We start from the raw sequence: 21,047 nt of genomic DNA on the forward strand, positions 1-21,047 counted from the left end.
TTAATGACAGTTAAATGATTAAACAGTGACACTGAGTGCGGAGCCGACCGTAATCGTCTGGCCGTCGGTGGCCGCCAGCACATTGTCAGGTAAGCGATTATTAAGTAACCAGCCATCCATCTCATGACTGAGGTGGATAAGCCACGCCTGGCGCGGTGCCAGCTGTTCAATAATCTGCAATGCGCGCGTCACATCGTTATGATTGCGTGCGCTTTCTCGTGGCGGGTCATTGCAGTCAATCACCAGTTGATCCAGCGGTTGACCATGAAGAAAATCTGCAGTGTCAGGTGGCAATCCACAGGTATCACAAAGCCAGGCGAGACGCGTACCCTGCCAGTCGAACAGGTAGCCATAAGTGAGTTTTGAGTGCTGCAGCGGTAGAGGTGTCACCTGCAGCGCACCAAAGCGATGAGGGACGAAAGGCGTGAGGGCAGAACGGAAATCCAGCAAACCAGGATGTTTAAACAGGTCATCGCAGCCCTTCTCATCCGGTGGTGCCCACACCGGAATCGGTTGACCTAATCCCCAACGTAAACTGAACAGTCCTGCCACATGGTCCATATGAAAGTGGGTGAGCAAAATACGGCTCAGTTCACCGGGTCGAAAGCGCTGATGCAGGTCGTGGCGGCCGGCATCCAGTAAGATACGCTCGCTGCCCGTGTCAATGAGTGCACTGGTCGCGGCGCGTGCGCGCCGAGGCTCAAGACGCGCACGTTCGCAAGCGTGGCAATCACAGCCAAACAGCGGCGCAGACTGCACGCCACCCGTACCGAGAAAAGTGAGTTTCATGGTGGATGCTCCAGCAATTGACGCAACCCGTTGAGCGTATCGCTGAGTGCGCCATCGTTATTGAGCGGATGGCAGTGCGCAGGGAGCGGTTCTGATGCGCGCGCCAGCCGTTGACGAATCTCCCCTTCACTTTCACGTCCGCGCTGCCGTAAGCGCATTTCCAGCACCGCCGGTGAAACGTGCAGCACCAGCGGCAACAGTTGTGTGCCGTAATGTTGCTCGACAATCGGCAGATGCAGACGCGAACCGTTGACCAGCACATTCAACCCGCGCGCCAGCCAGTGGTCGATCTCTTCTCCCAGCCCGTAGTAGAGGCCGTGTGCCTGCCAGCTGATGGCAAACAACCCCATGGCTTGACGACGCCTAAACTCAGCCTCGCTCAGCGCCACATGATTTTCGCCCCCGGCATCAGCCGGGCGCGTAATGTAGCGATGGGCGATCACCAGGTTATCTGGCGGCGCTTCGCGTAGCGCATTCAACAAACTGTCTTTACCCGAGCCCGAAGGCCCGGTGAGCCAGATCAGGCGCGCCATCAGAACACCAGCCTGCCCTGCGACCAGACGTGGCGAATGTGTGGATGCCCATGTTCGGTATGCGCCAGTACCAGGTCGGCACGCATGCCTTCGCCAATCACGCCGCGATCGTGCAAGCCAATGGCACGCGCCGGATGACGTGTCACCAACGCGGCGGCCTGTGGCAACGTCAGGCTGTTGCGTTCATCTGCCACTAAGCGGAACACCGCGTCCAGCAGGCTCGCTGGGTAGTAATCTGATGACAGAATATCCAGCAGCCCATGGCTGGCCAGCTCCCAGGCCGCTACGTTGCCCGAGTGCGATCCACCACGCACGATATTCGGCGCGCCCATTAACACCTGCATACCGCACTCACGCGAGGCGCGGGCAGCCTCGATGGTGGTGGGGAACTCCGCAATGGTGCTGCCCACCTCATGCGATTCGGCCACATGTGCGGCAGTAGCATCATCGTGACTGGCAATCGGGATCCCCCGTGAACGGCACAGGCTGGAGATGGCGTTGCGGTTCGGTGTCGAGAACTCGGCGGCCAGTGCCAGTTGCTCACGTTCGAACTGATCCATCTGCTCATCATTCAACGAGTATTTGCCCTGGTAATAGGTGCGATACATCTCCAGCGAGGCGTATTGACGTTGGCCTGGCGAATGGTCCATCAGCGATACCAGTGACAGCTCAGGCGTGCTCATCAACTTTTCAAACAGCGGCAGCGTGGTGTTGTGTGGCAACTCACAGCGCAGATGCAGATGGTGGTCGACCCGGTTGATGCCTTTGCGGTTGCTGTCCTGAATGGCGTTGATCATTTTGCTCAGGTTCTCGAGGCGATGACCGCCATCACGCACATCGCCGACGCCAATCGCATCCAGCACCGTGGTAATGCCGCTGGCAACCATCAGGGCATCGTGGCTGCTCATTGCCGAGTGCGCGGGCCAATCCACTTTTGGACGCGGCGTGAAGAATTTGTCGAGGTTGTCGGTATGCAGCTCAACCAGTCCTGGTAACAGGAAGGCGTTTTCGCCATCCAGCGCACCAGGCAATTGGCTGGTGCTGTCGCTGAAACTGGCGATGCGACCATCGCGGATCTCCAGCGAACCGGCGACAACCTCATTTTCCAGCACCAGACGGACATTATTGACGATCATGCTTCTGCTCCTGTTTTAACCGGCTGCATGACGTGCAGGCGATCGGCCACGCGTGCGCGCACCGCTTCGTCATGGAAAATGCCAACAATGGCGGCGCCACGGGTGCGCGCCTGTTCAATCAATTCCACCACCGCTGCGCTATTCGCACTGTCGAGTGAGGCGGTGGGTTCATCCAGCAGCAGTACCGGATAATCCGCGATAAAACCCCGTGCGATGTTCACGCGCTGCTGTTCACCGCCCGAGAACGTGGACGGTGCGAGTGACCACAAACGTTCAGGCACATTCAGCCTGGTCAGCAGGTCTTTGGCTCGCTTCTCGCAAAAAGCACGATCCACGCCGCGTTCGAGCAGAGGTTGCATGACGATTTCCAACGTGGGCACACGGGGAATAACGCGCAAGAACTGGCTGACCCAGCCAACGGTTTCGCGACGAATCGCCAAAATCTGCCGCGCGGGCGCCTGTGCCATGTCGATCCATGCGCCCTGATGTTGCAGCCAGATATGACCGCTGTTGGCCTGATAGTTGCCGTACAGCGCGCGCAGCAGCGTGGATTTACCGCTGCCGGAACGGCCGTGCAGCACCACACATTCACCGGCGCCGACCTCAAGATTGGCATCCTGCAGCACCGGCAGTTCAGCACCGCTCTGGTTGTGCAGCACGAAGGTTTTGCTAAGTTTCTCTACGCGCAATAAAGGTTGCATGTTGATGTCCTGATGAAGTTAAGCCAGCACCGATGAGACCAGCAGTTGCGTGTAAGGATGGTGCGGATCGTCCAGCACCCGGTCGGTCAGACCGCTCTCCACCACCTTGCCCTGCTTCATCACCAGCAGGCGGTGCGCCAGCAAGCGCGCGACGCCGAGATCGTGGGTGACGATCACCACCGCCAGATTGAGCTCGCGCACCAGCGTTCGCAGCAGATCCAGCAGTCGTGCCTGCACCGACACATCCAGACCACCGGTCGGCTCATCCATAAACACCAGCGTGGGTTGCGTCACCAGGTTGCGTGCAATCTGCAAACGCTGCTGCATACCGCCAGAGAAGGTGGTCGGCAAATCGTCGATGCGGTTGGCGGGGATTTCGACGTCCTGCAACCAGCGCATCGCCTCTTTACGGATGTCACCGTAATGACGCTGGCCGACGGCCATCAAGCGCTCACCGATGTTGCCTCCCGCCGTGACCTGCGGGCGCAATCCGTCCAGCGGATGCTGATGCACCACGCCCCATTCAGTGCGCAATAGACGTCGGCGGTCGCTCTCACTCAGTTGATAAAGGTCCTGAGCACGATAAAGAATGTTGCCCTGCTGCGGCGCTAAACGCGCAGACAGGCTGCGCAGCAAGGTGGTTTTGCCGGAACCCGACTCACCCACAATGCCCAAGACTTCCCCTGGATAGAGTTCAAAGCTGACGTCTTCAAAACCTTTGCCTGGCGCATAAAGATGCGTCAGATTGTTGACCGCAAGCAGCGGCTGTTCACTGTGCATGTTGTTGTTCCTGCTGCTGGTGGCAAAAATCGGTATCGGAGCAGACAAACATGCGCGTACCGGCATCATCCATGACCACCTCATCGAGGTAGCTGTGGTGTGAACCGCACAGGGCACAGGGTTCATCCCAGCTTTGTACGGTGAATGGGTGGTCGTCGAAGTCGAGGCTTTCCACTTTGGTATAAGGCGGTAAGGCATAAATGCGCTTTTCACGCCCGGCGCCAAACAGCTGCAGCGCAGGCATCATGTGCATTTTCGGGTTATCGAATTTCGGGATCGGCGAAGGGTCCATCACGTAGCGATCGTTGACCTTCACCGGATAGGCATAGGTGGTGGCGATATGGCCGTAGCGGGCGATATCTTCATACAGTTTGACCTGCATGATGCCGTACTCTTCCAGTGCGTGCATGGTGCGGGTTTCCGTTTCGCGCGGCTCGATGAAGCGCAGCGGCTCAGGAATCGGCACCTGGAAAATCAGCACCTGATCTTCCTGCAATGGCGTCTCTGGAATGCGGTGACGCGTCTGGATCAGCGTGGCGTCTTTGGTAGCTTCGGTGGTGGCTGCACCACTGACACGCTGGAAGAAGCGACGGATCGACACGGCGTTGGTGGTGTCATCCGCGCCCTGGTCAATCACCTTCAGCACGTCGCTGTCGCCAATGATGCTGGCGGTGATCTGGATCCCGCCGGTGCCCCAGCCGTAAGGCATCGGCATTTCACGTCCGGCAAACGGCACCTGATAACCCGGAATCGCTACCGCTTTGAGGATCGCGCGACGAAGGGTGCGCTTGGTCTGCTCATCCAGATAGCCGTTGTTATAGCCGGTTAACTCACTCATCGTTTTGCTCCTGAACCTGTTCACGCAGCCGTTTCAGCAACTCCAGCTCCGCCTGGAAATCGACGTAGTGCGGCAGTTTCAGATGCGAAACAAAGCCCGCCGCTTCCACGTTGTCGGCATGCGACAGCACGAACTCTTCGTCCTGCGCCGGGCCTGCAATACGTTCGTTGTAATCGGGTGCTTGCAGGGCACGATCCACCAGTGCCATCGCCATCGCCTTGCGCTCTGAACGGCCAAACACCAGCCCGTAGCCGCGCGTGAAGTGCGGCGCACCTTCGGTTTGCGTGGTGAAGCCGTTGACCATTTCACACTCGGTCAGCAGGATTTCACCGATATCAATCTCAAAGCCCAGTTCTTCCGGGCAGATCGACACGCTGAGATAGCCGGTACGGATTTCGCCAGCAAACGGGTGGTTGCGGCCATAACCGCGCTGCGTGGAGTAGCCGAGCGCCAGCAAGAAACCTTCGTCGCCGCGTACCAACTGTTGCAGACGTGCCGCGCGCGTGGCCGGATAGCCAGGCGGTTCACGCGTGATATCACAAGGCTCGCTGCCATCATCCTCTTCGCGCGCTGCCAGGCCCTCTCTGGTCATCATGCTGAACACATGCGGGCAGTGCTCTGGTAGCGCCTGATCGTCACGCGGTGCCGCCGGGGTTTCACCGTTAGCCAGCAGGGTGAAATCGAGCAGGCGATGGCTGTAATCGTAGGTAGGACCGAGCACCTGACCGCCCGGCAAATCTTTGTACACCGCCGAGATACGACGTTCGATGCGCATCTCATCGGTGTCCAGCGCCAGGCTGTCAGCCAGACGTGGTAGCGTCGTGCGATAGGCACGCAGCAGAAAGATCGCTTCGACCAAATCGCCGCTGGCTTGTTTAATGGCGAGTGCCGCCAGTTGGGGATCGTAGATACCGCCTTCGGTCATCACGCGATCCACCGCTAATCCCAGCTGCTGTGCGACCTGATCGCAACCGAGTTCTGCGATATCGCGGTCGCCACGGCGCAAATCAGCCTGTAGCTCATGAGCACTGGCTATCGCCTTCTCGCCCCCTTTCACCGCAACGTACATCAGCACACCTCCACGTCGGTAGTGCGTGGCAAGGCCATCATCGCTTCACCGCAGGTGAAAATCAGATCCACGCCCAGTGGGAACGGATGCGGACGCTCGCGCAGATAGGTCAGAATGGCTTCGGGAAGCTGCGGGGCGATGGCGCGTGACTCACGCAGGCCAGGACCAGACAGGCGCAGGGTTAAGCCGCCGTTCAGTGATGGCACTTCAATGATCAGTGTGGTGCTTTTTTCCGGTGACATATTGTCGCCCGGCGCAAACTGCGCGGGATCCGGATTGGATACCGCATGCGTCAGGGCAAAGGGTGCATGGCGCTCTTCCACAATCGGCACACCGGTGTGAAAACGCAGGTTGTTACGCACGATTTCACTATCTACGCGACCATCCAGCCACAACGCACTCTCCTGATCCACCAGCGTCAGCAGTACCGCCGTTGCGGCAGGCGACAGGTCGCCCCAGCCCTGTTCCAGTGGCAGAGAGACCATCACGCCTGGCTCGCTCATCGCTTTAAGAATGCGGCGGAAGGCACGCTGTGAATCGGCAACCGGATGGTTAAAACTGGCGAGTAATGTCATGAGTTATCTCCGCGTACCAGCGTAAAGAAGTCCACTTTAGAGCTGGCGATTTCACGTGCGCGCAGCTGACGCTGCTCTTCACGCAGGGCCGCCAGCGGGGCAATTAATTTTTCCTGCAACAGCGCATGGGTTTCCGGCTGTTGCAGCAGCGCATCAATCACGGCGCAGCGTTCGGCATGGGCTTTATCGCGGCCCAGCACATAACTGAAACCGAGGGTGCCATCATGCAGTTTCACTACGGCACGCGTGACGGTGGCATCGCCCATCACGAAGCGTTTGCCGCTACCGCCCATGCGCGCCTGCAAACGGGTTAAACCGGTTTCAGCGGGACGAATCGCTTCAAATTGCGCATTGAGGTGCAGCGACTGCCAGTGGGCATTTAGCTGGCTGGCTTCGCTGTGCGCGAGTACCGATAGCCAATGCTGGCGAGCGGTTTGCTGTTTCATTCATGCTCCAGAGTCAGTTCAATCATGTCGCCACGCGTCAGGCTGACGGAGTATTCCGCTACCTGACCGTCACGGTGTTTATTCAGGGTGCGCACGCACAGCAGCGGTGACTGCAGGGCAATCTCCAGCTGTTTACACTCTTTAGCCTGGGCGCGGCGGGTGCTGATTCGGGTTTGCGAACGCGTTAAATCGAGGCCAAGGTGCTGCTGCATAAAGTCATGCAGCGAGCCGTTCTGGAACTGCTGTATCGTCGGCCACCAGCTCAGTTCTGGCAGGAAGTGATTGATGACACACACCGGCACGCCATTCACGCGGCGCAGCGTGCGCAGATGAATCACGTTGTCGCCTTCATTAATGGCGAGCGCACTGGCCACATCGCCACTGGCGGGACGCAGCACCGCCAGCAGACGCTCACTGGTGGGGTGGCTGCCCTGCTCCAGCAGGTTTTGGCTAAAGCGCGCCTGCGCATGTAAGGGGTAATCATAGGGACGCATCAGCACCAAAATGCCAACACCGTGACGGCGTTGCAGCAGCCCTTTGTTCACCAGTTCATCTACCGCGCGGCGCAACGTATGGCGGTTGACTTCATAGTGATCGGCTAACTGTTGTTCAGAAGGCAGATAGTCACCACAGCGATAACGCTCTTGCAGTGCCTGCTCCAGTTGGGCGGCGACCGCCTGATACACAGTGGTCGGATGTCTGGATATCTCCATCACGTTCAATACCTCATTCGCTATGGGTTGAGGAGCGCAGCGACAAGTGCTGCGAGATGGCGACTACAGTGCGCGAGCCAGATGACAGCGCCGTGACGGCTCAATGACGTGAGGATGAATTTGCTTTAGGGCAGCAGGATCGAAGCGAAACGGCTGTGGTTTTAATAAAAAATTTTTAACTGTTACCTTTGTGACAGTGTTCAAAAAATTATCGCTTATTTTCACAGCTTTATCGCTTCCCTTACAGGATGCAGCTTGCGTAAAGTCTGCTAACGTTATTAATGATCCCTCCTTGTTACGCGAACCCTAAAATGATTAACACAATCAAACTGTCCGACGGTTTTCGCCGCAATTTTGTACGGGAAGTTATTTTGCCGTTGGTGGCGATTTTAGTTTTAACCTTTGCCGGAGCAGGTGTTGGCTTGTTCTGGGGCACCTCGCTGAGCAATGAACAGGCTCGCGATCAACAGCAACGCATGATTGAGGCCTCCTTTAGCCAAAGTTTGAATGAACATTTGCGTCAGCTGCGCAGTTTGACTCGCTGGTCGCCTCTCGCGGACCAATTGGCATTGGGCGTACCGGATCAGAGCTGGTTAGATCAAAATATCGGCGGCTGGCTTTATGACATGTTTGACCACCAGTTGATTCTGCTGATGGATCGTAACAATCAGCCGCTGGCGATCTGGCGTGAGGGTAAACGCGTGCCCAGTGACAGCGTGGGGCAATACCTAAAAGACATGCTGGCCAGTCCGCTCGTGGTGAGCAGTGATGAAGTGGCGGGTCCCAGCGATCGCGCCGATTTCGTGCGCATTGGGCAACGTGCCACGGCCCTCGCTGTGGGCGATATCAGCAGCACACGTGAAGCAGGCCGCTATCGATTAGTCAGTATCAAATTCCTCGATGATGGCTATTTACGTAATCTGGCGGATCGCAGCCAACTGCAACAGCTGCATTTCAGCGATGGCGCACCGCAGCCTGGAACAGATGCACTCTACCAACTGAATTCACAGCAAGGCGATGCAGTGGGTTACCTGAGCTGGCTACCGGATAAACCCGGCGCGCAGATGCTGCGCATGCTCGGCCCTTCAACACTGTTATCCGTGGTGCTGATTACCCTGCTCTGCCTGTTTATGGTCAGGCGCATCTGGACCTCCTCTCTCAATCTGTCGCAATCGTTGCTTAAGCTCGGCGCCAGTGAGGCGCAGGCGCAGCATCTGGCTTTTCACGATGTGCTTACCGGACTGCCTAATCGGGCACTGGTGGAAGATCGGCTGACCCAGGCGCTGGCTGCATCCGCCCGGCACGATCAACGTGTGGCGCTGCTGTTGCTTGATCTCGATCGCTTTAAAAACATCAATGATACCTATGGCCATCATGCGGGCGATGAGTTGATCATTGAGGTAGCGCGCCGCCTCACGCACATCTTGCGTGCCAGCGATACCGTAGGGCGCATCGGCGGGGATGAATTTATTGTGATGATGCCGGACGTCGATAACATCGGTCAGGTGCAGGCGTTGGCAAAACGCATTATCAGTGAGCTGAGTGAAGCCTATGAGCTGCAAGGCAGCGAAGTGTGGGTTGGGGTCAGCATCGGGCTGGTGCTGGCCCCTAAAGATGGCATTGATCGTCTGGAGCTGATGCGTAAAGCGGACATCGCGCTGTATGAGGCAAAAAACAGTGGTCGCGGCCAGTATCGCCAGTTCGAAAAAGTGATGGATGAATCGCTGCGCACCCGCCAGCAGATGGCGACGGATTTACGTCAGGCGCTGGTCAATTTCGATGGCCTGCGCGTGTGGTATCAACCCCTGATGGAGATCAGCGGACAGCGAGTGGTGGGATTAGAAGCCCTGCTGCGCTGGCAGCATCCGGTGCGTGGTGATGTCTCGCCGGGTGACTTTATCGCCATCGCCGAAGAGACCGGGATGATCATTCCGCTGGGCGAATGGGTGTTACGTGAAGCCTGTAAAACCTCACTGAAACTGCCGCAGGTGATTGTGGCGGTTAACGTTTCTCCCGTGCAGTTTCGCGCCAGTGGCTTTGTGGAGCGCATCGTTGAAATTGTGCGTGAAGAAGGCGCCAAACCACATCATATGGAACTGGAGATCACCGAAGGCGTATTGATTGAGGATGAGCACGAAGCACGCAATAACATCATCGCGCTGCGTGAGGCCGGTTTCCGCATTGCGCTGGATGATTTTGGCACCGGTTACTCCAGCCTTAACTATCTCAGCACATTCCCGGTCGACAAAATCAAGATTGATCGCTCCTTCACCCAATCGCTGGGCGTCGCGCAAAACTCTGCGGCAATCGTTGAATCCGTGGTGCGTCTGGGTCACGCCATGGGCTTAACCGTCACCGCCGAAGGAGTAGAAACCGAAGGCCAAAAGGTGGCGCTGGCCGATGCGGGCTGTAATCAGCTACAGGGATATCTGTTCAGCCAGGCCGTACCGTTTGAAGAGATTGAAAAGATGGTATAAATGCCCGGCGGGAGGAGCGTATTCCGTCCTGCGGGCATTGGCGTCAATGCCGCGCCGCTCGCGTTTAATCCCGGTTAGCGGTGGCGGCGCGATCTACCGTGCATCAGGGTTATGATGGAAAATCCGTATCAATCGACGTCTGCTTCCAGTCTTCGATTTGTGCCAGTCTCTCTTTCAACTTACTGGTCACTGCCTCATAACCCCATGCGCCCATCACCAGATGGCGCGGAGGATTATCGTGCTCCGTGATGGCGATCATCGCCGTGGCCGCACGAGCCGGATCGCCCGCCTGGGTGCCGCTGTATTCGGAAGTGGCTTTCATGCGCGCCGCCGCGGTATCAGCATATTCCGGAATGGTGCTCGGCGTCTGGTGCAGTGAACGCCCCGCCCAATCCGTGCGGAATGGGCCCGGCTCGACACAAGTGACATGAATGCCTAAAGGCGCCGCTTCCACTGCCAGGGAATCAGACCAGCCTTCCACCGCGTGTTTGCTGGCCGAGTAATAGCCTGAACTGGCAAAGCCAATGAATCCGGCGACCGAGGTGATATTGATCACGTGTCCGCGGCGCTGTTTACGCATCGCTGGCAAAATCGCGCGCGTTAAGGCAAACAGACCAAAGACGTTGGCATCGAACTGAGCACGGATCTCACGCTCATCGCCCTCTTCCACTGAACTCTGATAGCCATAGCCGGCATTGTTCACCAGCACATCCACCGTACCGAATTTGTCCAGTGCGGCCTGAACGGCTTGCTCGATACTTTGCGCATCGGTCACATCCAGTGCCACCGCAAGGGCGTTGTCATGCCCCGCCACCAAATCCTGCACTTTTGCCGGGTCACGCGCGGTCACCACGGTATGAAAACCGCGCGCAATGGTCTGCTGCGCCAGCTCCCGGCCAAAGCCGGTTGAACAACCAGAAATAAACCAAACGGGCGTGTTTGCTGAAGCCATAGTGACATCCTCTTAAATGCGCCTGATGAACCGTCATCGGGCAACAAAAGACTATGGCAAAGCCTGAAGCTGAATATTAGCGCTTAGTGCGACCTGTTCATCATCGCCGGATAGCGTTGTTGCAGCTTCTGGAAGATGGCCTGCATCTGCGCCTCAAGCATTGCCGGTTGTGGATCTGCTGCAACCGCCTCACGTGTTGCCGGTTGTGCCTCCACTGCCACTGCGTCAAACACCTGCTGCTTGAGGAAGTGGCGCCAGCTGACCGGCGCTTGTGCCAGAAACGTGGTGAGCAACGCATAGCGCGCCGGTGTCCACTGCTGTTCAAACGCGGTGCGGGCTGGGCCGTGATCAAAATGCTGCCGGGCTTCGTGCTGCATCTCAGCGCGTAAACGCGCAGTGGTGACCGCATCCACCTCATCATCAATGATCGCCACGCCGTAGTGCTCACGCGCCATCTGGCGGGAGACGAATCCGCAGCGCACATCCTGCAGCACTGCCGCCGTGTCACGTTCCACTGGCAGGCCATACCCTCCCGCGCCCGGACCGCGCACCTCAACGATATCGCCCGGCTGGCAACGAATGACATCGGTGTTGCCGTGTTCAATGGCCTTGCCGTTGCGCAGCGTGCGGAAGTGCGACAATGCCCCCGACTCACCGCCCAGCACGCCAGCCGAGGCGAACACTGACCGGTTACGATTGCGCGCCGTTACCGTGGTGTTGGGCGCGGTAATTTCAAACGCCATCTCTGTGGCCAGGCCGCCACGATAGCGCCCGGCACCGGCACTGTCCGCTGCCAGCCCATAGCGATGGAAATGGATGGGGACTTCTGCCTCGTTGATCTCAATAGGCGTGTTTTTCAGAAACGCCGATAACCCGCCAGAACCATCCGGGCCATCATGACGTGGCGTACCGCCCGCGCCACCGCCGACGGGTCCTAGCGAAGCCACCACGCTGCGGTTCTGACTGTCGCTGGTACGGATATTCATGATCGAGTTGCCGCCGGGTGAGTTGGCAGGTAAGCGATCGGGCAATGCCTGGGAAAAGACGCCAATGGTGGCGATCTGCGACAACGCGCAGGTCAGCGATCGCATGCCCACCGCGGCAGGCGCTTCACAGTTCATCACCGTACCGGGCGGCAGGATAGCGCGCGTCGGGCGTAAGGTGCCCGCATTGAGCAGCAGATGGCGATCCAGCGTGGAAAGCACATAAGTGACACCCACCAGCGCCAGCGGATGGCGTTCACGGCCGCCCGTGGGCATATTTAGCGACGAGGCCAACTGTGGATCGCTGCCGGTGTAATCCAGCTCCAGCGTGTCGCCGCTAATGCGCAGCGTGATGGCTACGCGGCACGGATAGCCGCCTTCACCATCTTCATCGGCAAAGTCAGCATAGAAGTACTCCCCGTCCGGGATAGTGGCAATAATGCTGCGCGCCTGCGCTTCGGCGTAGTCCAGAATACCCTCGATACCCTGCAGGAAATCCTCAACACCAAAACGCGCGATGATGTCATGGATCTTACGCTCGCCCACGTTCACCGAGGCAATCTGCGCCTTGAAATCCCCCCAGTTTTGCTCTGGTACACGCACGTTGAGACGCATAATGCTGGCGACTTCTTCATTCAACTCACCGTTGCGCACAATTTTGAGTGGCGGAATGCGGATGCCCTCCTGCACGATGTCGGTCAGCGATCGCGACAGCGAAGCCGGCACCGCGCCGCCCACATCGGTGTTGTGAATATGGCCCACCACAAAACAGACAATCGCACCGTTGTGGAACACCGGCTTCCAGATATGGATATCCGGCGAGTGCGTTGCCACATTACCCGCATACGAATCATTGGTGATGCAGATATCGCCCTCCTGATAGCTGTCGATTAACGCCAGCACCGGGCCGTAATCGATGCCGCTATACCAGGGCGCGCCAAAGCTGCGCGGTGAGGCGAACGCCATGCCGTCACGACTGACAATCTGACAGGAAAAATCTTCGGTCTCTTTGACGAAAGTGGAGTGCGCGGTGCGCATCAGCGTAAACGCCATCGCATCGGCCGCCGCCGCGCAATAGTTCGCCAGAATTTGCAGGTTACGTCCGTTAATGGCCATGTTAGTTTGCCTCCAGAGGCGTAATCAGCAAGTTGCCAAAACTATCGACATCCACCTGCATGAACGGTGGAACGCAGGTGGTGCAGTCATCCTGTGCGATGATCACCGGTCCGTTGAGATGGTGTCCGGCACGCAGAGTGGCACGCAACACCACATCGACCGGATGCGACGCACCGTCAATCCAGGCATGCACCTGTTTTGCGACCTCGACGGCATGAGTGGCCGCAGGCAACAGATTGAGCGTGGGTTTTGGTGTGGGAGACGCAATCACCAACCGCAGATTTATAATCTGCACCGGCGCATCGGCATCACAGTGACCAAACAGCTGCTGATGCTGGCGGTCAAAGGCCTCATGTAAGGCCGCTACATTGGCCTGCACCAGCCACTCCGGTTGCAATGCGATTTCTATCTCAAAGGATTGGCCGCGATAGCGCATATCGGCGCTGTAATGCAAAGTGAACGGCATGTCCGCGCCGTGTTGCTCGCGCAGCCAGCCACGCGCACGTTGGCTCAGGGCTTCCGCTTCCGTTGCCAGCCTATCCGCCAGATTGGCGTCCAGATCGCTGTAGAGCGTGCGGATAAAATCATTGCGGATGTCCGCCACCAGCCCTCCCAGCGCAGACAGTACCCCCGGCGTAGGTGGCACGATCACCCCTTTCATATTGAGTTCGCGGGCGAGGAAACACCCCATCATCGGACCCGCGCCACCAAAGGCGAGGAACCAGAACTCACGCGGATCCAACCCAAAACGCGACAGCAATCCGCTGGTGTCACCGTACATACTGGAGATCGCCAGTTCGATAGCCGTTTCCGCCGTCTCTTCCACCGTAATGCCCAGTTGCTCCGCCAGCGGCTGCCAGGCGGCACGCGCGGCGGCGACATCGACTTTCACCGCGTTGTAGCCCAGATCGCCATGACCGATCATCCCACAGGCTGCAAAAGCATCGGTCGCTGTTGGCTGCGTCCCTCCGCGCTGGAAACACACCGGTCCCGGTAGCGATCCGGCGCTGTCTGGACCCATTTGCAGTACCCCCTGGTTATCGATCCACGCCAGCGATCCGCCCCCCTGTCCCACCGACGTAACGGCCACCGACGGAATATAAATGGGGAAATCACCGATGATTTCACCATTGCCCTGCGCGACTTGCCCATTGACAATCACCGCCACGTCCGCACTGGTACCCCCGATATCCAGACTGAGAATTTTGTCGAAACCGCAGGCGCTGGCGAGGAAACTGGCACCGATTACCCCCGAAGCCGTACCTGACAACACCATCTGCACGCATTCACTTTTTGCCTGCTCCACACCCATCACGCCGCCGTTGGACTTAGTGATACGCGGTGGTGGCTTAACGCCCATGGTGTGTAACGCCTGTTCAAACGATTCGAGGTAATGAATCACCATCGGCTGCACGTAAGCATTGATAGTGGCGGTGATGGTCCGTTCATATTCACGAATAATCGGCCAGATGTCGGCAGAGCAAGAGGTAAGTAGTTCAGGCGCCACGTCCTCGATGATCGCTTTTACCGCCGCTTCGTTCTGGCGATTGCGATAACTGTGCAGGAGCGACACCACAATCCCCTTGCAACCCGCTGCCCGCGCTTGCTCAATCGCTTCCAGCACGCTCTGGCGATCCACCTGCTGCAATACGTTGCCATGGCGGTCAGTGCGTTCTTTGATGGCATACACCCGGTCGCGGGTAATCAACGGTGCCGGACGTCGCGAGAAGAGATCGTGGATATGGGGGATTTTAAGACGCGCCAGCTCCAGCACATCGCAAAATCCCTCGGTGGCAAACAGCGCCAGCCGCACGCCACGTCGCTGGATCACCGCGTTGATGCCCACGGTGGTGCCGTGGGTAAAGTAGTCAATATGCTGGGGTTCAATACCGTCACGCTGCTGCAACTGCGACAACCCGGTGAGGATTTCGCTGCCGGGCTGATCCGGCCGCGACAGAACTTTTAAGGTATGGATCTGGTGAGTTTGTTCATTCAGCACGGCAAAATCCGTAAAGGATCCGCCAATATCAACGCCAACGCGGTAACCCATGGTGAGCAAGCTCCGTTATCAGGAGAGAGGAAATTCCATCAGTTTTTGTGGGTCCTGCACCACGCGCCAGCCAAGGCGCTGATACAGCTGATGGGCATCATTGGTTGAAAGCATCCAGCGGTGCACCGTGGCCAGTTCCGGGTGCGCACGCACACAGGTTGCCAGCCAGCTGCCCAGGCCATGCCCCCGCCAGTTTTCATCAATCATCACATCGCACAGCCAGCCAAATCGGGTGTAATCCGTGACCAACCGCGCGAAGCCAATCTGTTGCTGAAGATGGTAAACACCGAACGGTAACGAGCCGGCAAATGCGCGCTCGGTTTTCGCGCGTGACTGCGCGCTGGCCCAGTAAGACTTCTCTGTCAATTGCTGGTGGATGTAATCCATATCAAGCCGCTGACGTTCGGTAGAGATGGTGAAGTCGTCGCGCTGCCATTGATGATCGGCAAGGGTTAGAGCGGTCATGGCAACTCCTTGTAAAGCGTTAAATTGAGTGTACTAATATGCAGGCACCGGGCGCGCGTGAAGCCACGACCTGAACAGTAAAGATAAAGGGAATTTACGGCAGAGAAGAAATTTTATGCTGCGGGGTCAAAGCGCCTATTACCGTTCTCTCCCACCCGCGAGCAACCGCGCCAATCGATGCGGCGGGCAACATGACAATAGCTGGGTTAGCTGAAACGAAAAATGAGATCTGAGGGTGGGGAGAATCATGTTCCCGTATCTTCAATGCAGAAGCTTAGTGGATCCCTCCTCCCACAACGGGAGAAGGTCTCATGAGGGGACATCAGACACTAAAATCAACTGAGTTATGTTTAGCAATCAGCGATCGCAGTGGAACACTACTTTTCATTATCGGCGATTTGATCACAATATAGCTGAAGTACTTATCGATGCCGATTTGCGCATCCAGCATCTTCTCAATCACTTCCTGGTAGTGCTCAATGCTGCGGGTAATAAAGCGCAGCAAATAGTCGTAGCCGCCGGTAATCAAGTGGCACTCCATCAGCTCATCCACATCGCGTACCGCATTTTCAAATTTCATAAAATCTTCGCGGCGATGGCCCGAGAGCGTCACTTCAGTAAACACGGTGACGGAATCGGTAATTTTGGTCAGATTGATGTGGGCTTCATATCCGGTAATAAATCCAGCCTGCTCCAGGCGCTTCACCCTTTGCAAACAGGGGCTGGGCGAAAGTCCAACGGCATCGGCGAGATTGACGTTGCTGATACGGCCATCTTTTTGTAGTTGCACCAGGATGTTGATGTCGATGCGGTCGAGTTTCATTAAGCCGTTCATAGCACCCCTCATTGTTGACCAATCGCGCAGGCTGATACGATGGTATATCACGCTTTGACGTGACGGCGCTAGCGACTTCCGCACGTCACGTCATTCATTGGTCGAGTCAATAATTCCAGAGATATCAATGAGGAAGCCGGATTTATCCCAGGCGACCACTGGCGCGGGCCAGCGCAATATCAAAGATATGTAACGCTTCTTCCAACTGAGAATCTGTGGTCACCAGTGGCGCGAGGAAGCGCACCACGTTGCGATGCAGGCCGCATTTGATCAGCAACAGACCTTCCTGGCAGGCGCAGTCGAGGATTTTCTGCGTCATCGCTGCGTCAGGGCGTTTGGTTTCGAAGTCGATGATCTCCACCGCCTGCATAAAGCCCACACCGCGCACTTCGCCAATACAGGCATACTTCTCCGCCAGCTGTTGCAGACGCGCATTGAGCTGTTCACCCAGCTGGTTGCTGCGCGCCAGCAGATTGTCGTTTTCCAGCAGGTCCAGCACCGCCAGCGCCGCCGCACAGCCCAAAGCGTTACCGCCATAGGTGCCGCCAAGACCGCCAGGTAATGGCGCATCCATGATGGCCGCTTTGCCGACTACGCCGGAAATCGGCAGACCGCCACCCAGACTCTTCGCCACTGTCACCAGATCCGGCGTAATGCCCAGTTGCTCGAAGGCAAACAGCGTACCGGTACGACCAAATCCGGTCTGCACTTCATCGAGAATCAGCACGATGCCGTGTTTTTTGGTAATGCGACGCAGCGCTTGCATAAAGTTCGCACCCGCTGGCAGGAAGCCACCGTCCCCCTGAACAGGCTCGATGATGATTGCCGCCACCCGCTCCGGCAGGATCTGCACAGCGAACAACTGTTCCAGCGCTTGCAGGCAGTCATCATCACTGACGCCATGGAAGGCATTAGGATAAGGCAGGCGATACACTTCTGAGGCGAACGGGCCGAAGTTCTGTTTATACGGCTGGCTCATCCCCGTCAGGGTGCAGCCCAGTAAGGTACGGCCATGGAAGGCACCGTCAAACGCGATAATGCCGCTGCGATTGGTGTGCGCACGGGCAATTTTCACCGCATTTTCTACCGCCTCCGCGCCGCTGGTGAAGAACACGCTTTTGAAATCTTCACCTTTACCCACCAGCGCATTCAGGCGCTGCGCCAGTTCGATATAACCCGGATAGGCAACAACCTGGAAACAGGCGTGTGACACCAGCCCAAGCTGTTTTGTCACCGCATTCACCACAGCCGGATGATTATGACCCACGTTGAGTACCCCAATCCCGCCGACAAAATCGAGATAGCGATTGCCCTCGACATCCCACACTTCACTGCCCTTTGCCCGTTCAATCACCAACGGATGCGCGGTGACCACACCACGTGGCACATTCTGCTCACGTGCATCCAGTAACAGGCCGTTATCGCTATACGCTTGCTGCTCCGCCATGACATTCTGCATTTTCAAAATCCTCATCCACGTAACGTTCGGTTGGCTCAAGTATCGCAACCCGTTGGTTTCTCACGCTGCCGTAATCAGCAAAGCAGCGGCATTTCGTTTCAAAATCTTCTGCCAATCAGCAGGGAAATTCTGCACGCAGCGCGTGGCGGGCGATGGCCGTCAAAGTCTGAATACCGTGCGGGATCAGTGCGTCGTTAAAGTCGTAAGAGGAATGGTGTAAGGGCTGGCTGGGTGCCGACCCGATCCACAGATAGGCGCCCGGTTTTGCCTGCAACATAAAGGCAAAATCTTCTGACGTCAGTGCCGGTTGCCTGGCTTGTTCCGCAGGGATGCCCGCCTCGCGCAAAGCCTCCAGCGCCACTTGTGCAGCCCCCGCATGATTGACCGTGGCCGGGTAATAGCGCAAATAGCTCACCTCTGCCTGCAGGCCGTGCGCCGCCGTGACATGTTGCGCCATTTCACGCAAACGACTTTCAATGATGTCCTGCGCCGCTGGGCTGAATGTACGCACTGTGCCGGTGATACTGGCTTCCGCTGGAATCATGTTGTGGGAGAAACCGCCCTGCATGCGCGTCACCGTGAGCAATCCCGGCTCGCAGGGATCAAGTGCACGCGCCACCAGCGTATTGAGTTGCACCACCAACTCGCTGGTCGCCAGCAGCGTGTCGCGCGTCAGGTGCGGCTGTGCGGCATGACCGCCGCCACCTTTTACCGTGATATCAAAGCGATCCGCCGCCGCCATAATGGCGCCCGGTCGCGTCTGCACGTCGCCCAGCGGCAGTTCGGGCCAGTTATGCAGGGCAAATACCGCATCGCAAGGAAATCGCTGGAACAAACCGTCATCGATCATCGCTTTCGCGCCGGCGAGTCCCTCTTCTGCAGGCTGAAAGATAAACACCAGCGTGCCGTCAAAATCACTTTGTTGCGCCAGTTGGATAGCCGCACCTAATAGCATCACCGTATGGCCATCGTGACCGCAGGCGTGGCAGACATTGGCATGCACACTTTTCCATGCCTGGGTGCCGTTATCCTGCATCGGCAGCGCATCCATATCAGCGCGCAGGCCAATGATGCGCGTGCCGTTGCCACGCTTCAGCACGCCCACAACACCGGTTTTTCCCATGCCACGGTGCACTTCAACTCCATGTTCTTGCAGCACCTGCGCCACAATGTCGCTGGTACGTGTTTCCTGATACCCCAGCTCGGGATGGGCGTGCAGATCCCGTCGCAGAGCGACTAATTGTTCCAGTTCCATCTCAGTATCCCCGTTTGCGATCGATAAGCCCGACCATCGGTTCGCCGCGTTGGTAGCGGCGCAGGTTGTCGAGCAGCGCCGCCACTGCGCTATCGGTTTGCGTCTGGCTGGCAATATGCGGCGTGAGCCAGATGGCAGGATGCTGCCAGAAAGGGTGTTCCGGCGGTAAAGGTTCGGGATCGGTCACATCCAGCACGGCTACGCTCAATTGTCCGCTGGCCAGCGCCGTGAGCAGATCGTCATGATTTAACTGCGGGCCACGCCCCACCTGTACCAGTGCGGCTCCGGCAGGTAACTGCGCAAACAGTTCAGCGTTGAGCAAACCGCGCGTGCTGTCAGTCAACGGCAGCAAACACACCAGAATGTCGCTGTGTGCCAGAAACTCAGCCAGTTGCTCGGCGCCATGCCAGCAGCGCACGCCCTCGAGTTCACGCGGTGTCCGGCTCCAGCCAGCACAGTCAAAACCTAATGACACCAGCTGCTGCAAAGATGCCTGGCCGAGTTCGCCTAAGCCCATGACACCCACCCGCCGCTGATGGGCGGTACGAATCGGGTGCGTTTGCCACGTTGCTGCGCGCTGCTGTTGGAAATAGCGCGGCATATCACGATGCAACCCCAGCACGGCAAAGGTGACGTACTCCACCATGCCTTGCGTCAGGCCGGGTTCGATCATGCGCACCACCGGCAAATGGGGCGGCAGTTGGCTGAGATCAAACTGATCGGCCCCCGCGCCCACCGACAGTAGCGCTTTGAGATTAGGGAACGTTGCCATGACATCTTCCGGCGGTTGCCAGGCCACCAGCAGTTCAACCTGTTCTGCGTCACCTACATCCGGCCAGATATGCATCTGCACATCCGGTGCATGTTCAGCCAGCCAGCGCTGCCAGTGGGCTCCACGCGTGGCTTCCGATTTATAAACGATATGCATCAGGCCATCGCCTGGGTCATCAACCCAAACGCCTGCATCTCACCGGCTTGCGGTGACCACGGCGTTCCCAGATACATGGTGGTGGGCGCATCAACCTTGACCAATCCCAGAGTTTCCAGCCAGCTCGCCAGCGGTAAAACCGCATCGGTATCGATGCGTACGAACTCGCCGCGCAAACCCTGCATCAGCGCGGCAATTAATGCCTGTGCCACCTCGATATTGCGGGCAATCACCGGGCCAATCGCCCAGCCGTGACCAAAGCGTCGCAGGCTGGCAAACCCTTGCACCCGCTGCTGCGCGTCCTGCAGCAAAACCGTTTGATGGTCAGCGATCAGCGTTTGCATCAACTGTGGACGCCACATACCGTGAGCCTGATGGTCTAATTCGGTGAGTAGATCGACGTCATTCGCCTCGGCATTACGCAGCGTCAGACCGGTGGGGATACTCACCGCAGGCACCGCTGCCAGCTCACGTGTCTGGTGCTGCTGGATGCTGCCCGTCACCTTAAAGCCGAGCTTCTCATACAGCCCCTGCCCCATTTCCGTCGCATGTAAACGAATCACGGCATCCGGAAATTTTTCCATCACGGCCAGCATCAGTTGCTTGCCAATGCCGCGTCCCTGACTGTTGGGATTCACCACCACCAGACCAATGGTGGCGGCGTGTTCACCCCAACGCCAGCCAAAGGCGCTGCCGACAAATTTGCCCTGTTCTTCAGCGACCACGCCTTCACCCAATGCCAACGCCTGCTGCCAGTCTTCACGACGATGCGGCCACTTGAGCTGTTGGGTGATGGCATAGCCGTGTTCAATATCGTCCTGCGTCATGGCGCGTAATGTGATCATCTGTTGCTCCTATCTTGTAAAACGCCCCCGCGACGTAGCGGCGCAATCTGCTGCGCGAGCGGTTTCGCCATTGAGATGTGATTTATCGCATCGCTACGAATG

At 57.7% G+C, this 21,047-nt stretch carries 20 protein-coding genes; 1 reads left to right on the forward strand and 19 read right to left on the reverse strand.

The window, feature by feature from the left end:
* Nucleotides 1-18: 18 nt before the first annotated feature.
* The 10 genes from phnP to phnF are packed head-to-tail and all read right to left on the reverse strand — an operon-like array spanning nt 19 to nt 7,580.
* On the reverse strand, nt 19-789 hold the full coding sequence (gene phnP / locus IAE30_RS13690; RefSeq protein WP_200680157.1) for a phosphonate metabolism protein PhnP: 771 nt from the start codon (nt 787-789) through the stop codon (nt 19-21).
* On the reverse strand, nt 786-1,322 hold the full coding sequence (gene phnN, locus IAE30_RS13695; protein WP_045815164.1) for a ribose 1,5-bisphosphokinase: 537 nt from the start codon (nt 1,320-1,322) through the stop codon (nt 786-788). Before phnN ends, phnP begins: the two co-directional genes overlap by 4 nt.
* A complete protein-coding gene (gene phnM, locus IAE30_RS13700) occupies nt 1,322-2,458 on the reverse strand; it encodes an alpha-D-ribose 1-methylphosphonate 5-triphosphate diphosphatase (protein WP_038646252.1) in 1,137 nt (378 codons plus the stop codon). The genes phnN and phnM overlap by 1 nt, the downstream gene beginning before the upstream one ends.
* On the reverse strand, nt 2,455-3,159 hold the full coding sequence (phnL, locus tag IAE30_RS13705; RefSeq protein ID WP_038646250.1) for a phosphonate C-P lyase system protein PhnL: 705 nt from the start codon (nt 3,157-3,159) through the stop codon (nt 2,455-2,457). Before phnL ends, phnM begins: the two co-directional genes overlap by 4 nt.
* A gap of 18 nt (nt 3,160-3,177) precedes the next feature.
* Complete coding sequence (phnK, locus tag IAE30_RS13710; protein ID WP_038646247.1) at nt 3,178-3,939, reverse strand: phosphonate C-P lyase system protein PhnK; 762 nt, start codon at nt 3,937-3,939, stop codon at nt 3,178-3,180.
* A complete protein-coding gene (locus IAE30_RS13715; protein WP_200680159.1) occupies nt 3,929-4,777 on the reverse strand; it encodes an alpha-D-ribose 1-methylphosphonate 5-phosphate C-P-lyase PhnJ in 849 nt (282 codons plus the stop codon). The genes phnK and IAE30_RS13715 overlap by 11 nt, the downstream gene beginning before the upstream one ends.
* A complete protein-coding gene (locus IAE30_RS13720) occupies nt 4,770-5,846 on the reverse strand; it encodes a carbon-phosphorus lyase complex subunit PhnI (protein WP_038646242.1) in 1,077 nt (358 codons plus the stop codon). The genes IAE30_RS13715 and IAE30_RS13720 overlap by 8 nt, the downstream gene beginning before the upstream one ends.
* Complete coding sequence (gene phnH / locus IAE30_RS13725; RefSeq protein ID WP_200680160.1) at nt 5,846-6,421, reverse strand: phosphonate C-P lyase system protein PhnH; 576 nt, start codon at nt 6,419-6,421, stop codon at nt 5,846-5,848. Before phnH ends, IAE30_RS13720 begins: the two co-directional genes overlap by 1 nt.
* Nucleotides 6,418-6,867, reverse strand: coding sequence for a phosphonate C-P lyase system protein PhnG (gene phnG / locus IAE30_RS13730; protein WP_045832255.1), 450 nt, complete (start codon nt 6,865-6,867; stop codon nt 6,418-6,420). Before phnG ends, phnH begins: the two co-directional genes overlap by 4 nt.
* Nucleotides 6,864-7,580, reverse strand: coding sequence for a phosphonate metabolism transcriptional regulator PhnF (phnF, locus tag IAE30_RS13735; RefSeq protein ID WP_045832256.1), 717 nt, complete (start codon nt 7,578-7,580; stop codon nt 6,864-6,866). The genes phnG and phnF overlap by 4 nt, the downstream gene beginning before the upstream one ends.
* A gap of 311 nt (nt 7,581-7,891) precedes the next feature.
* On the opposite strand from phnF, the gene IAE30_RS13740 reads away from it, so the two are divergent.
* A complete protein-coding gene (locus IAE30_RS13740) occupies nt 7,892-10,057 on the forward strand; it encodes a bifunctional diguanylate cyclase/phosphodiesterase (protein ID WP_200680161.1) in 2,166 nt (721 codons plus the stop codon).
* 109 nt (nt 10,058-10,166) lie between these two features.
* On the opposite strand, the gene IAE30_RS13745 is transcribed toward IAE30_RS13740, so the two are convergent.
* The 9 genes from IAE30_RS13745 to IAE30_RS13785 form a co-directional block, all read right to left on the reverse strand.
* Nucleotides 10,167-11,009, reverse strand: coding sequence for an oxidoreductase (locus tag IAE30_RS13745; protein ID WP_045815171.1), 843 nt, complete (start codon nt 11,007-11,009; stop codon nt 10,167-10,169).
* A gap of 83 nt (nt 11,010-11,092) precedes the next feature.
* Complete coding sequence (locus tag IAE30_RS13750; protein WP_200680162.1) at nt 11,093-13,108, reverse strand: hydantoinase B/oxoprolinase family protein; 2,016 nt, start codon at nt 13,106-13,108, stop codon at nt 11,093-11,095.
* Nucleotide 13,109: 1 nt separating this feature from the next.
* Entirely contained in the window at nt 13,110-15,158 is a 2,049-nt protein-coding gene (locus IAE30_RS13755; RefSeq protein WP_200680163.1) for a hydantoinase/oxoprolinase family protein, read from the reverse strand.
* Between the two features lie 18 nt (nt 15,159-15,176).
* The gene (locus tag IAE30_RS13760; protein WP_200537951.1) at nt 15,177-15,623 is read right to left on the reverse strand and encodes a GNAT family N-acetyltransferase; all 447 of its coding nucleotides are present in this window, start codon (nt 15,621-15,623) and stop codon (nt 15,177-15,179) included.
* Nucleotides 15,624-15,945: 322 nt separating this feature from the next.
* Nucleotides 15,946-16,458: an Lrp/AsnC family transcriptional regulator gene (locus tag IAE30_RS13765; protein ID WP_038646223.1), complete on the reverse strand. Its 513-nt coding sequence runs from the start codon at nt 16,456-16,458 to the stop codon at nt 15,946-15,948.
* A gap of 142 nt (nt 16,459-16,600) precedes the next feature.
* Nucleotides 16,601-17,917: a 4-aminobutyrate--2-oxoglutarate transaminase gene (gene gabT, locus IAE30_RS13770; RefSeq protein ID WP_200680164.1), complete on the reverse strand. Its 1,317-nt coding sequence runs from the start codon at nt 17,915-17,917 to the stop codon at nt 16,601-16,603.
* Nucleotides 17,918-18,032: 115 nt separating this feature from the next.
* Nucleotides 18,033-19,166: a M20 aminoacylase family protein gene (locus tag IAE30_RS13775; protein WP_200680264.1), complete on the reverse strand. Its 1,134-nt coding sequence runs from the start codon at nt 19,164-19,166 to the stop codon at nt 18,033-18,035.
* Nucleotides 19,167-19,173: 7 nt separating this feature from the next.
* Entirely contained in the window at nt 19,174-20,100 is a 927-nt protein-coding gene (locus IAE30_RS13780; protein ID WP_200680165.1) for a glyoxylate/hydroxypyruvate reductase A, read from the reverse strand.
* The gene (locus IAE30_RS13785; RefSeq protein ID WP_200680167.1) at nt 20,100-20,945 is read right to left on the reverse strand and encodes a GNAT family N-acetyltransferase; all 846 of its coding nucleotides are present in this window, start codon (nt 20,943-20,945) and stop codon (nt 20,100-20,102) included. Before IAE30_RS13785 ends, IAE30_RS13780 begins: the two co-directional genes overlap by 1 nt.
* Nucleotides 20,946-21,047 lie beyond the last annotated feature (102 nt).

Source organism: Pantoea sp. S61, from assembly GCF_016625145.1.
GTDB classification, from domain to species: Bacteria; Pseudomonadota; Gammaproteobacteria; order Enterobacterales; family Enterobacteriaceae; genus Pantoea; species Pantoea rwandensis_B.